Genomic DNA, 12,388 nt, shown 5'->3' on the forward strand with positions numbered 1-12,388 from the left:
GGTTCAGTGGGTGGGGGAGAGGGACGGCTCGGTCCGCGACTTGCCGGCCTCGAAGAGCTCGTCGATCCGGCGCCGCTCCTGATCCGAGTGCGGCAGCAGGTAGGCGAGCACGACGTACACGACGAGGTTGACGCCGAGGGCGACGACACCGCTGGTGAGGCTGCCGAGACCGGGCATGTCGTCCGGGTATTTCCAGGTGAGGACCGCGGCGACCAGGAAGCCGGTGCACATCGAGGCGAGCGCCGCGACCTTGGTGCCGCGCTTCCAGAACATGCCGAGGAACATCGGCACCGAGAGCTGGACGATGCCCTGGTAGGACATCTGCGCCAGCAGCTGCAGCCGTGGGTAGTCGAAGGCGATGTAGGCGACGATCGCCGAGGCGAGCATGTAGACGACCATCGAGCCCTTGGCGACGACCTTCAGCTGGAAGTCGGTGCGCGGGGAGATGACGTGCACGATGTCGTTGGCGATCTGGGCGCCGCAGACCTGCACGCAGCCGTCGATCCAGCCCATGCTCGCGGCCAGGACGATCACCAGCGCCATGCCGAGCAGCCACTGGCCGCCGCGGTCGTAGAGGAGGGTGAACCAGCCGTCCTGCGGCGCGGCGGCGATGTCGGTCATCGAGGCGGCGGCGAGGGCGACCAGGGTCAGCATCAGGTAGAACCCGCCGGCCACGAGCATCGTCTGCAAGGTGCCCTTCTTGACGCTGCGCACGCCCTTGGCGGTGTAGATGCGCTGGTAGCTGGTCGGCCAGCACAGCGAGCCGATCACGCCGGTGACGATGAGGGAGAAGAGGTACCAGTGGCCGTAGGTGCCGCCGTCGCCCGGGACGTGGAGCAGCGCGTCCGGCAGGTCGGTGACGGCGCTGAAGCCGGCGGAGTCGGCAGGCCCGAACAGGATGCCGAGGCAGACCAGGGCGGCCAGGCCGTAGGCCACGATGCCCTGCACCAGGTCGGTGATGACCAGGCCGCGCATGCCCATCTGGACGGTCCAGATCTGGCGGACCGCGATCACCGCGACGCCGACGACCAGGCAGGTGGTCACCGACCACTGCCCGAAGCTCGCGAACCGGAAGATCAGGCCCATCGCCTGCATGCCGAGGACGATCCACGGGAACAGGCACACGACACCGATCGCACTGGCGATCACCCGCACCGCCGGCGACTGGAAGCGCAGGCCGAGCATGTCGGGCTGGGTCTTCAGGTCGTAGCGCTTGCCCCACAGCCAGGCCCGCTCGGCCATCAGGTACATCGCGGTGACGCCCAGGAGCGAGTAGGCGAGGGCGTAGAAGCCGAGCACCCCGGCTCCGACGCTGAGGCCGAAGAAGGCGGTGTACGTCGCGCCCGGCCACCAGGAGTTGGTGTACGACATCGCGATGTACCAGCTGCTGAAGGAGCGCCCGCCCACGGCGTAGTCCGAGAAGGACTTGGCGCTGCGGTTGGTCGCGTAGAGCACGAAGACGATGAGGGCGAAGAACGCCGTCAGCAGGCCGAGCGTGACGGCCATCGAACCGGTCATGGTGGACATCAGGCCGCCACCTCCTCGGGCTCCTCGCCCACCTCGCCGCGGATGTTCTCGAAGATCCAGAGCAGCCACACCGCGCCCGTGGCGAGGAGGGCGTCGAAGATCCAGTAGGCGACGCTGAACGGCACGCCGAGGATCGGGGTGTCGATGCCGCTGCCCGCCAGGTAGAGCGGGGGGAACACCGCGAGCAGGATGCTGCTGCCGAAGAGCAGCCAGAAGATCGTCATCTTGGTCCGTGACGACATCGCACGGATGGCGCTTGTCATGGGTCCTCCAGGGTTCGGTCTGACCGAGATGCCCCGAAACTATGTGCGCCAGATCACGTCCGGTATCGGGTCAGGTGCCCGATCTGGGGGGCCCTGGAGGCCGCGGCATCCGTCAGTTGACGGATGCCGCCGCGTGGGGAACCCGGCCCGCGCCCGGGGTGTCGGTGGTCAGACCGAAAGTCGCGCCGAGCGTCCGCCCGTCGCTCAGCGCTGCGCCAGCTCGGCGGTGACGCCGACCAGCATCATCCGCAGCCCGCACTCGAACGCGGCCTCGGCCCGGTGCAGGGCGTCGCGCTGCTCCGCCAGGGCGGCCGCGAGACGGGGAGCCTCGACTCCTTCGGGGATCTCCCACATCACGTCCGGCGCCGCGAGGTCGAGGGCGGAGCCGATGACGAAGCTCTCCGCGGCCGTGAGCACCTCCATGGCGCGCTCGACGGGGAAGCCGATCTCCTCCAGGAGCGCAACCATCCGGTCGTACGCAGCGAGCACCTGCGGTGACCGGATGGTCGTCGTCGTGAGGAGGGGCACGACGCGCGGGTGGGTGGCGAAGACGGCTCGGTAGGAGCGGAAGAACGCCGGCACCGCGACGTCCCACGGTCCCTGGTCCAGGGCCGACACGTCCATCCCGTCACTGACCTGCTCGCGGAGCAGCTCGATCACGCCGGAGCGGCCGTCGACGTGGTGGTAGAGCGAGGACGTCGTCACGCCGAGCCGCCGGGCCAGCTCGGGGAGGTTGACGTCGCCGGTCTCGTCGACGAGGTCGAGGGCGGCGCGGCCGATCTTGGCGCGGTCCAGGACCGCCTTGCGGGGGCGCCCCGCGCGGCGCTGGGTGATCTCGCTCACGACTGCCTCTTCCCTCCGGGTGTGATCGGGATTACTCTAGCCCAGCAATCGAAATCGAAACGGTTTCAATAAAAGGAGCACCAGATGTCCACCACCTCGCCGGCGGGCACGGACCACGGGTCCGCACCCGGCCTCAAGGCCAACGCCCTCGGGACGAGCGACCTCGTCTTCATCGTCGTGTCGGCGGCCGCGCCGCTCATGGTGATGGTCGGCGTCGCGCCGCTCGCCCTGATGATCGGCGGCATCGGTGCGCCTTCGGCGTACGTCTTCGCGGGCATCTCGCTCGCGATCTTCGCGGTCGGCTTCACGACGATGTCGCGTCACATCGACAACGCCGGTGCCTTCTACTCCTACATCGCGGTCGGGCTCGGGCGCACCGCCGGCGTCGTCTCGGCGCTGGTCGCACTGGTCTCCTACAACGCGCTCCAGATCGGCGTCTACGGCCTCGCCGGCGTCGCCATCCAGGGCACCTTCGTCGAGGTGTTCGGGATCGACCAGCCCTGGTGGGTCTACGCCCTCGCCTGCATCGTGATCGTCTGGTACGTCGGCTTCCGCAGCGTCGACTTCGGCGCGAAGCTCCTCGCCGTGCTGCTGACCGCGGAGACCGCGCTGCTGCTCGTGCTGGCCGTCGCGATCGTCGCCCAGGGCGGCGGCAAGGAGGGCCTCGGCCTCGACTCGTTCGCTCCGGGCAACATGTTCGTCCAGCCGATGACCGTCATCCTCCCGACCGCGTTCGCGGCCTTCATGGGCTTCGAGGCCACGGTCATCTACCGTCGCGAGACCCGCGACCCGCGCCGCACGATCCCGCGGGCGACCTACCTCGCCGTCGCCGTCCTCGCCGGCACGTACGCCTTCATCGTGTGGAGCATCGTGCAGGCCTTCGGTGCGAGCGGTGCCGTCGAGGCTGCCACCACGAACGGCGTGGGCATGTTCTTCGTCGCCGGCGAGACCTACCTCGGTGGCTGGTTCACCACGGCGATGCACCTGCTCATCGCGACCAGCGTCGTCGCGAGCCTGGTCGCCTTCCACAACGCGGTCACCCGCTACTCGGTGGCCATCGCCGACGAGGGCCTGCTCCCCGCGGCCCTGGCGAAGGTGCACCCGCGCACCCGGGCGCCGTACGTCGCCGGGCTGGTGCAGACCGCGCTGTCCGTCGTCATCGTGGGCGGCTTCGCGATCGCCGGGGCGGACCCGTACACCCAGCTGCTGATCTGGGTGAACACCCCGGGCATCTTCGGCATCCTGCTGCTCCAGGTGGCCGCGGCGATCTCCGTCGTCGCCTACTTCCGCAAGCACGCCACGGGCGAGGGCGCCTGGCGCACCGTGGTGGCGCCGGTCGTGTCCGCCGGGCTGATGCTGTTCGCGATCGTGCTCTCCGCCAGGAACATCTCGTTCCTGACCGGCACCACCGGGCTCGTCAACCAGGTCCTGTTGCTGACCATCCCGGTCACCTGCCTGCTCGGCCTCGGCTGGGCGACCTGGCTGCGCCGCAACCGCCGCGAGGTCTTCGACGCGGTCGCCTCCTCGTGCGACACCGGCGACGTGGTGGCGGTGTCCGCATGAGCGCCGACCTGCTCCTCGTCGGTACGACGGTCCGCACCCTCGACCCGGCCCGTCCCACCGCCCACGCCGTCGCCGTCCGCGGCGACCGGATCGTCGGGCTGGACGACGACGCGCTCGCCCTGCGCGGGGCCGGCACCGAGGTCGTCGACCTCGGCGGCGCGGTGACCACCCCGGGTCTCGTCGACGGCCACGCCCACCCGCTGCTCGGTGCGACCTCCTTCGTCGGCGTCGACCTGTCGTCGTGCCGGGACCTTGCCGACCTGCGCGCCGCCCTCGCCGGGGCGCAGCCCGGGACCGACGGCTGGGTCACCGGCTTCGGCCTCGACCACAACGTCTTCGGCGGTGCGCCGATCACCCACGCGGTCCTCGACGAGGTGCTGCCCGGACTGCCCGTCCTCGTCGTCCTGTACGACGGCCACTCGGCCCTCGCGAGCAGCGAGGCGTTGCGCCGCGCCGGCGTCACCGGCCCGCGCCGCTTCGAGCAGCGTGCGGAGATCGTGTGCGACGACGCCGGCCGTCCGACGGGGATGCTGCTCGAGCACGCGGCGATGGGGGTGGTGCGCGACGTCGTACCGCCGATGCCCGTGGCCGAGCTGCGCGCGCGGCTGCACGCGGTGCTGGACGGAATGGCCGCCACCGGCCTGACCGGGGCGACCATGATGGACGCCGAGGGCGACGCCCTCGCCGCGCTGGCCGGCGCCGAGGAGGACGGTGAGCTCGCGGTCCGGCTGCGGGTGATGCCGTGGTGCATGCCCGAGGACGACCTCGCGGCGATCGACGCCCTCCAGGGCCGCGGCGGCCGCCGCTGGGCCGTGGGCGGCGTCAAGTTCTTCATCGACGGCACGGTCGAGGGCGGCACTGCCTGGCTCGAGCACGCCGACTGCCACGGTCAGGGCGTCGACGCGTTCTGGCGCGACCCGGCGGCGTACACCCGTGCGGTGCGGCACTTCGCGGCCGCGCGGGTGCAGACCGCCACCCACGCCATCGGCGACGCCGGCGTGCGCCACGTGATCGACTCTCTCGCCGGCGTCGACACCGACGGCGTCCGGCACCGGGTCGAGCACCTGGAGACCCTGCCCCTCTGCGACGTGCGACGCCTCGTGGGCGCCGGTCTCGTGGCGTCGATGCAGCCCTCCCACACCGGGTACACGCGCGCCGACCTGACCGATGAGTGGGCGACCCGGCTGGGTGCCGACCGGGCGGCTCGGGCCTGGGTGTGCCGCGACGTGCGCGACGCCGGCGGTGTCCTGGTGCTCGGCTCGGACTGGCCGATCGCCGGGTACGACGCCCGCGAGGTGCTCGGCTACGCCCGGCTGCGCCGCCGTCCCGGCAGCACCGACACCCCCGTCGTGCCGGAGCAGGCCCTCACCGGGCTGATGGCGCTGGAGGGCATGACGACCCACGCCGCGATCGCCGACGGGACCTCCGCGTGCGCCGGGCGGATCGCGGTCGGGCACCGCGCGGACCTCACCACCTTCACGCTCGACCCGGTGGACGCCCCGGCCGACGAGGTCGCCGAGGCGCCGGTCCGGCTGACCGTCTCCGGTGGCCGGGTGACCCACCGCGAGGAGGTCTCGTGCCCGGCGTGAACGCCGCCAACTGGCAGGAGCCCGCGCACCTGCGCTGGTCCTTCCAGCACATGTCCGACCTGTTCCCGGTCGCCACCATCGCCCGGGGAGCGGAGATCCCGCTCCCCGAGGCACGGGCGGACCTCGGGAACCTCTCCGTGCCGAGTGAGGACACCGATGCCTGGCTGGTCCTGCACCGGGGCGTCGTCGTCGCCGAGGAGTACGCCGGCACCATGACGCCGGAGACCCGGCATCTGCTCATGTCGGTGAGCAAGTCCGTCGTCGGCCTGGTCGCGGGGATCCTGTGCGGGCAGGGCCGCCTGGACGAGGCGGCACTCGTGACGTCGTACCTCCCCGACCTGGTGGGCTCCGGCTGGGACGGCGCCACCGTGCGCCACCTGCTCGACATGCGCGTGGGCATCCACTTCTCCGAGGACTACCTCGACCCCACCTCCGAGGTGCGGCGGCTCGACGAGTCGGTGGGCTGGGCCGAGCGCGGTCCGCGGTCGCCCGCGCACCTGCGCGCCTTCCTCGCCGAGCTGCGCAGCGACCGCCCGCACGGCGGCCCGTTCGCCTACAGCAGCGCGATCACCGACGCGCTCGGCCTCGTCTGCGAGGCGGCGGCCGGCGTGCCCTTCCCCGAGCTCGCCTCCGACCTGCTCTGGTCGCGGATCGGCGCCGGGCACGACGCCGTCGTCACCGTCGACCCGGTCGGTACCAGCATGTTCGACGGCGGCATCTGCGCCACCCTGCGCGACCTCGCGCGGTTCGGCGCCCTGGTCGCCGCGGGCGGCCGGTCGCTCGCGGGCGAGCAGGTGGTGCCGGCCGCGTGGATCGACGACCTCTTCCGCGGAGGCGACGACTCGGCCGAGGCCTTCGCCGCCGCGGAGCACGACCACGGCCTCCCCGGCGGCAGCTACCGCGGCCAGTTCTGGTCACCGTCGGCCGGCGGCGACGTCGTGCTCTGCCTCGGCATCCACGGTCAGCTGGTCTACGTCGACCGCGCCCGCGACGTCGTCGGTGTCAAGCTCTCGAGCTGGCTGCTGCCCGTCGACGAGGTGCGGGGGCCGGCCGACGTCGCCGCCTTCCGGGCCATCGCCGAACGGCTCGCGCCCCAGGTGTGATGCCCATCAGGTGCCGCTCGGCCGAGACGCACTTCCCGCCACCGCGAGGGCGGTGTCTCGGACAGCAGCGTCGGCGATGTCGCGCAGCTCGACCGGCTCGCGCCCCAGTCGACTTCGCTGGATGAGGCCTTGCGACAGTGTCACGTAGTGCGCGCTGAGCGCGGCGACGTCGACGTGCGCCGAGCTGCCGTCGAGGTCGCGGAGGAGTCGCTCCTGGAGGATGGCCTCCAGGTCTCGGGTGGTCCGGTCGATGATCGGGCGCAGCTCCGGGATGCGGTCGAGCAGGATGAGGCTGTTGAGCATGAGGCAGCCCCGGCGTCCGGGCTGGCTGGTGCAGTCGCAGATGATGAGCTCGAGGTAGTCGCGCAGGGTGGCCGCGGCGTCGCCGGAGCTCCCCGTCATCCCCGTCCTGACCATCTCCGTCAGGCCCTGGCAGTAGCGGGTGACGGCGCTGACGTAGAGGCCGTTCTTGGAGCGGTAGGCGGCGTAGATGCTCCCGTTGCCGACGGTCGTCGCTCGGGCCACGTCCTCGATCGAGGTGCCGGCGTACCCCTGGCTCCAGAACAGCTGGATCGCGGCGTCGAGCAGCGCTGGCTCGTCGAACTGACGCGGGCGTGGCATGGAGAGAACCTAGTCGTGGTGGTCGACGTCACGAAACGCGTTGCGACGTCCGGCCCCGGGTAGCCGTCGGCGTGGTTATGGAGGCATCATTCCACAATGACGTCGTCACGTGGTGCTCGCCGGATCGGGTTCCTGGCCTTCGACGGCGCGATGCTCCTCGACCTGAGCGGCCCGGCGGAGGTCTTCGTCGCTGCCAACAGGCAGGCTCGCGGGGCATACGACCTCGAGGTGCTCACCGCGACGGGGGGACCGTTCGAGACCTCGGTGGGGGCGCCCATGGTCGCGGCACCGGTGCCGGCGTCAGGTGACTACGACACCGTCCTCGTCGTCGGCAGCGCCGTACCTGCCGCGCGGTTCGTCACTCCCGAAGTGGTGGCCGCCACCCACGACCTGGCCCGGCGCACTCGTCGTCTCGGCTCGATCTGCACGGGCGCCTTCGCGTTGGCCGAATCCGGGCTGCTCGATGGACGAGTCGCGACGACGCACTGGAAGTTCACCGCCGACCTCGCCAGCCGCTACCCGCGCGTCGCCGTCAAGCACGACGCGATCTACGTCCGCGACGAGCGGATCTACAGCTCCGGCGGCGCTGCCGCGGGCATCGACCTCGCCTTGGCGCTGGTCGAGGAGGACCTCGGCACCGACGTGGTGCAGGCGGTGGCTCGCGACCTGCTCGTCTACCTCCAGCGCGGAGCGGACCAGTCCCAGTTCTCTCCCTCCGCCGCCGCGAGGGTGGCAGAGGCAGGTCTGGTCAGGCGTGTCACCGACCACGTGCGCGCCAACCCGCAGCTGCCGCACACCGTCCGCTCGATGGCGTCCCTGGTCAGCCTCAGCGAGCGGCAGCTCACGCGCCTGTTTCGCGAGGAGTTGGACACGACGCCGGGATCGTACGTCGCCGACCTGCGTTTCGGCATCGCCTGCGACTCCCTGCGCGCAGGCTCGACGATCGCCGCCGCTGCTGCCGCGGCGGGCTACTCCGGCACCGAGATGATGCGGCGAACCTTCATGAATCGGCTCGGCCGGTCGCCACGCGCGTACCGCAACGAGGTGTACGACGGGCCGGCCGGTCGCGTCGGAGGAACGGCTCGCGGACGAACGATCAGCGACCTGCGGCCGGTACTCGCCGATGGTGGCGCAATCCGAGGGAATCCTGTCCCACGAGGTGCAGGTACGGGCGCTGCTGCTCGGTAGAGACTCGAGGAGCCGAGCCCAGAGGGCGGGCGCCCGACTCCAGATCCCCTACCCAGGAGCACACCCATGCCCACCATCACCACCGATGACAACGTCGAGATCTTCTACAAGGACTGGGGATCGGGTCAGCCGGTCGTCTTCAGCCACGGATGGCCGTTGTCTTCGGACGACTGGGACGCCCAGCTGATGTTCTTCCTCAGCCACGGCTTCCGCGTGGTCGCCCACGACCGTCGCGGTCACGGGCGCTCGGAGCAGGTTGCCGACGGACACGACATGGATCACTACGCCGACGACCTGGCGGCCGTGGTGAAGCACCTCGACCTCCGCGACGCCGTCCACGTCGGCCACTCGACCGGCGGCGGTGAGGTGGTGCACTACCTCGCCCGCCACGGGCAGGACCGTGCGGCGAAGGCTGTGCTGATCAGCGCCGTCCCGCCGATCATGGTGAAGACCGAGGCGAACCCCGGTGGTCTGCCGAAGGAGTTCTTCGACGGGGTCCAGCACGAGGTCGCCACTCGCCGTGCGGCCTTCTTCCGTGAGTTCGCCGAAGGCCCGTTCTACGGCTACAACCGACCGGGAGCCGAGCCGAAGGAGGGCATCATCGCCAACTGGTGGCGTCAGGGGATGGCTGGAGGCGCCAAGGCGCACTACGACGGCGTCGTTGCCTTCTCGCAGACCGACTTCACCGCCGACCTCGAGGCAGTGACGCTGCCGGTCCTCGTCCTGCACGGCGAGGACGACCAGGTCGTGCCGATCGCCGACTCCGCCGAGCTCTCGGCGAAGATCCTGCCCAACGGCACCTTGAAGACCTACCCCGGCTTCCCCCACGGGATGCCGACCACCCATGCCGACGTCATCAACGCCGACATCCTGGAGTTCATCAGGGACTGACCGGGCAGAAGCGGTCCGAGGGATCAGGCCAGCGGCGGCGTGCGCGGGGGGACCGTGCGCCGCTGGCCGGTGGCCTCGAAGGCCGCGGCCAGCTGGAGCAGCGCCGTGTCGTCGTACGCGCGGCCGACGAAGGTCAGGCCGACCGGCATCCCGGTGTCGGCCATGGTGCCCATCGGCACGGTCACCGTCGGGATGCCGAGGTGCCGGATCGCGAGGTTGCCGTTGGCCACCCAGACGCCGTTGCGCCAGCCGAGGTCGGCCGACGCCGGGTCGACGTCCATGTCGGCCGGGGCGACGTCGGCCATCGCCGGGAACACGACCGCGTCGATGCCCAGGGCGTCCATCCAGTCCTCGAGGTCGAGGCGTCGGGTCTCCTCGAGCCCGCGCACGCCCTCGCCGAGGTGGGGGATGTCGGCGAACGCGTCGTACGGGTGCTCGCGCACCTGCGCGGGGTACGACGCGATGTCGTCGTCGAACCCGGCGTAGCGGTCGGGGAGGGCGCCCTCCGGGGCCGGGAAGATCAGCGCGCCGTCGACGCCGGCGAGGGAGGACAGCTGCGGGTCGCCGTTCGCGGCGAGGAAGTCGTCCCAGGCCCAGGCCGAGAGGTCGACGATCTCGTGCTGGAGGAACTCGGGAGAGACCAGGCCGCGGGTGCTGAGCGTCGGGGCACCGGCGCGGTCGCCCTCGTAGTTGGTCACGACCGGGAAGCCGACGTCCACCACCTCGGCGCCGGCGGCCTCGAGGTCGCGGCGGGCGGCGTCCCAGAGCGCGATGACGGAGGCCCGGGTCTCGATCCGCTCGCCGGTCGGTCCGCCGATCGTCGTACCGGTGCCGGCCTCGGGGTCGGCATTGACGTACATCCGGGGGACGCCGAACCGCTTGCCGGCCACGGAGCCCTGCAGGTCGCGGTAGGTGGACGGACGCACGCTGGAGGATGTGGGGATCTCGACCCACGGCTGCCGACGCCAGAAGTCGCCGCGGGTGTCCTCGTCGTCGGCGACGATGACGTCGAGGAGCTCGAGCAGGTCGGCCATGGTGCGGGTGTGCGGTACGACGACGTCCATGGTCGGGACGAGCGGCCAGTTCCCGCGCACCGAGATCACACCGCGGGAGGGCGTGTAGGCGCACAGGGCGTTGCAGGACGCCGGTGCGCGGCCGCTCGACCAGGTCTCCTCGCCCAGCCCGAACGCCGCGAACGACGCTGCCGTCGCGGTGCCCGACCCGTTGGACGAGCCCGAGCCGAACGCGGAGGTGAGCCAGGCGTCGCTGTAGGGGCTCTCGGCCCGCCCGTAGACCCCGCGCTGCATGCCGCCGTTGGCCATGGGCGGCATGTTGGTCAGGCCCAGACAGATCGCGCCGGCGGCCCGGAGGCGCTCGATGGTGAACGCGTCGCGCTGGGCGACCAGGCCGGCGAAGGCGGGCGAGCCCGAGGCCGCGGTCAGGCCGCGGACGAGGTAGCTGTCCTTGGCCGTGTAGGGGATGCCGTCGAGGGGGCCCAGCGACTCGCCGCGTGCCCGCCGCGCGTCGGACTCGGCTGCCTCGGCGAGGGTGTCGGGGTTGCGCACCACGACGGCGTTGAGGGCGGTCGGCGTGCCGGGGGCGTCGTACGCCGCGATCCGCGCCTCGTAGGCGCGCACGAGCTCCACACTGGTCGTCCCGCCCGACTCGAGGGCGGCGCGCAGCTCGGCGATGCTCGCCTCGACGACCTCGATCATCGCGCCGCGCCCGACGTGGCGCCCGGGCCGGGGAGGGCGGGCTGCTGCTGGGTGATGCAGTGGATGCCGCCGCCCCGCTCGAAGATCGCGCGCGAGTCGACGGTGACGGCGCGACGGCCGGGGTAGGCCTGCTCGAGGATCTCCCGCGCCACGGCGTCAGCCTTCTCCTCGCCGAACCCGCACACCACGATGCCGTCGTTGACGACGAGGTGATTGATGTAGCTCCAGTCGACGAAGCCCTCGTCGTCGGTGATGTTCTCGGGGGCCGGTACGTCGACGATCTCGAACGGGCGTCCGGCCGCGTCGGTCTGCGTGGACAGGAAGGCGCGCAGGTCGCGGGTCACGGCGTGGTCGGGGTGGTCGGGGTCGGGCTGGTGGTGGAGCAGGACCTGCCCGGGGGCGGGCATGCCGGCCACGATGTCGACGTGGCCGTTGGTGCCGAACTGCTCGTAGTCCCGGGTGAGGCCGCGCGGGAGCCAGACGAAGTTCGTCGCGCCGAGGGTCCGGGCGAGCTCGGCCTCCACCCGGGACCGGTCGGCCCACGGGTTGCGGCGCGGGTCGAGCTGCACGGTCTCGGTCAGCAGCACCGTTCCCGCGCCGTCGACGTGGATGCCGCCGCCCTCGTTGACGAGGAGCGAGCTGATCCGTTCGGCGCCGCTGGCCTCGCCGACGATCCGGGCCATCGCCGCGGACTTCTCCCACTCCGACCAGCCGGGGTCGCCCCAGCCGTTGAAGATCCAGTCCACGGCGCCCAGGACGTCGGGCCGGTCGGCGTCGAGCACGAAGGTCGGGCCGATGTCGCGCATCCAGAACTCGTCGAGGGGCGCCTCGAGGATCTCCACGTCCGAGCCCAGCAGGTCGCGTGCGCGACCGGTCTCGCTCGGGTCGACGACCATCGTGACCGGCTCGAACGCCGCGATGGTGTGCGCGACTGCGGTCCAGGACCGGTAGCACTCGTCGGCCGCCTGCGGGGTGTCGCCGAGCGTCGGTCCCGCGCAGGGGAAGGCCATCCAGGTGCGCTCGTGAGGAGCGGATTCAGCAGGCATGCGCCACGTCATGTCCCGAAGGTACAACTAGTCTCGACT

The 12,388-nt window shown here is 71.5% G+C and carries 11 protein-coding genes; 5 read left to right on the plus strand and 6 right to left on the minus strand.

The features are described 5' to 3' along the window. Positions 1–3: 3 nt before the first annotated feature. From ACZYRU_RS19250 to ACZYRU_RS19260, 3 genes are all read right to left on the minus strand, one after another. Positions 4–1,527 carry a sodium:solute symporter family protein gene (locus tag ACZYRU_RS19250; protein ID WP_488958710.1) on the minus strand — a complete coding sequence of 508 codons (1,524 nt, stop codon included), beginning with the start codon at positions 1,525–1,527 and terminating at the stop codon, positions 4–6. Beyond that, complete coding sequence (locus tag ACZYRU_RS19255) at positions 1,527–1,790, minus strand: hypothetical protein (RefSeq protein ID WP_203045393.1); 264 nt, start codon at positions 1,788–1,790, stop codon at positions 1,527–1,529. Before ACZYRU_RS19255 ends, ACZYRU_RS19250 begins: the two co-directional genes overlap by 1 nt. Positions 1,791–1,994: 204 nt before the next feature. Next, positions 1,995–2,633: a TetR/AcrR family transcriptional regulator gene (locus ACZYRU_RS19260; RefSeq protein ID WP_488958711.1), complete on the minus strand. Its 639-nt coding sequence runs from the start codon at positions 2,631–2,633 to the stop codon at positions 1,995–1,997. 84 nt (positions 2,634–2,717) lie between these two features. Between ACZYRU_RS19260 and ACZYRU_RS19265 the strand changes: the two genes are divergently transcribed. Genes ACZYRU_RS19265 through ACZYRU_RS19275 form a run of 3 tightly spaced genes read left to right on the plus strand, consistent with a single transcriptional unit; the run spans position 2,718 to position 6,888 of the window. After that, positions 2,718–4,196, plus strand: a complete 1,479-nt coding sequence (locus ACZYRU_RS19265; RefSeq protein WP_488958712.1) for an APC family permease — start codon at positions 2,718–2,720, stop codon at positions 4,194–4,196. Then, positions 4,193–5,785, plus strand: coding sequence for an amidohydrolase (locus tag ACZYRU_RS19270; RefSeq protein ID WP_488958713.1), 1,593 nt, complete (start codon positions 4,193–4,195; stop codon positions 5,783–5,785). Before ACZYRU_RS19265 ends, ACZYRU_RS19270 begins: the two co-directional genes overlap by 4 nt. Continuing rightward, the gene (locus ACZYRU_RS19275) at positions 5,773–6,888 is read left to right on the plus strand and encodes a serine hydrolase domain-containing protein (RefSeq protein WP_488958714.1); all 1,116 of its coding nucleotides are present in this window, start codon (positions 5,773–5,775) and stop codon (positions 6,886–6,888) included. Before ACZYRU_RS19270 ends, ACZYRU_RS19275 begins: the two co-directional genes overlap by 13 nt. 6 nt (positions 6,889–6,894) lie before the next feature. Here the strand turns inward: ACZYRU_RS19275 and ACZYRU_RS19280 are convergent, their stop codons facing one another. Next, positions 6,895–7,509 carry a TetR/AcrR family transcriptional regulator gene (locus ACZYRU_RS19280; RefSeq protein WP_488958715.1) on the minus strand — a complete coding sequence of 205 codons (615 nt, stop codon included), beginning with the start codon at positions 7,507–7,509 and terminating at the stop codon, positions 6,895–6,897. 96 nt (positions 7,510–7,605) lie between these two features. Here ACZYRU_RS19280 and ACZYRU_RS19285 point away from each other — a divergent pair, with 96 nt between their 5' ends. Beyond that, a complete protein-coding gene (locus ACZYRU_RS19285) occupies positions 7,606–8,697 on the plus strand; it encodes a GlxA family transcriptional regulator (RefSeq protein ID WP_488958716.1) in 1,092 nt (363 codons plus the stop codon). Positions 8,698–8,763: 66 nt separating this feature from the next. Continuing rightward, entirely contained in the window at positions 8,764–9,588 is an 825-nt protein-coding gene (locus tag ACZYRU_RS19290) for an alpha/beta fold hydrolase (protein ID WP_488958717.1), read from the plus strand. 23 nt (positions 9,589–9,611) lie between these two features. Here the strand turns inward: ACZYRU_RS19290 and ACZYRU_RS19295 are convergent, their stop codons facing one another. Beyond that, entirely contained in the window at positions 9,612–11,303 is a 1,692-nt protein-coding gene (locus ACZYRU_RS19295; protein WP_488958718.1) for an amidase, read from the minus strand. Then, positions 11,300–12,361 carry an agmatine deiminase family protein gene (locus ACZYRU_RS19300; RefSeq protein WP_488958719.1) on the minus strand — a complete coding sequence of 354 codons (1,062 nt, stop codon included), beginning with the start codon at positions 12,359–12,361 and terminating at the stop codon, positions 11,300–11,302. Before ACZYRU_RS19300 ends, ACZYRU_RS19295 begins: the two co-directional genes overlap by 4 nt. Positions 12,362–12,388: the final 27 nt, after the last annotated feature.

This window comes from Nocardioides sp. F233, from assembly GCF_057813895.1.

What these genes read in the sequence shown, in the direction of transcription:
- ACZYRU_RS19250 (WP_488958710.1), bottom strand. Translation starts at nt 1,527, where the DNA reads ATGTCCACCATGACCGGTTCGATGGCCGTCACGCTCGGCCTGCTGACG.
- ACZYRU_RS19255 (WP_203045393.1), bottom strand. Translation starts at nt 1,790, where the DNA reads ATGACAAGCGCCATCCGTGCGATGTCGTCACGGACCAAGATGACGATC.
- ACZYRU_RS19265 (WP_488958712.1), top strand. Translation starts at nt 2,718, where the DNA reads ATGTCCACCACCTCGCCGGCGGGCACGGACCACGGGTCCGCACCCGGC.
- ACZYRU_RS19270 (WP_488958713.1), top strand. Translation starts at nt 4,193, where the DNA reads ATGAGCGCCGACCTGCTCCTCGTCGGTACGACGGTCCGCACCCTCGAC.
- ACZYRU_RS19280 (WP_488958715.1), bottom strand. Translation starts at nt 7,509, where the DNA reads ATGCCACGCCCGCGTCAGTTCGACGAGCCAGCGCTGCTCGACGCCGCG.
- ACZYRU_RS19285 (WP_488958716.1), top strand. Translation starts at nt 7,606, where the DNA reads ATGACGTCGTCACGTGGTGCTCGCCGGATCGGGTTCCTGGCCTTCGAC.
- ACZYRU_RS19290 (WP_488958717.1), top strand. Translation starts at nt 8,764, where the DNA reads ATGCCCACCATCACCACCGATGACAACGTCGAGATCTTCTACAAGGAC.
- ACZYRU_RS19295 (WP_488958718.1), bottom strand. Translation starts at nt 11,303, where the DNA reads ATGATCGAGGTCGTCGAGGCGAGCATCGCCGAGCTGCGCGCCGCCCTC.
- ACZYRU_RS19300 (WP_488958719.1), bottom strand. Translation starts at nt 12,361, where the DNA reads ATGACGTGGCGCATGCCTGCTGAATCCGCTCCTCACGAGCGCACCTGG.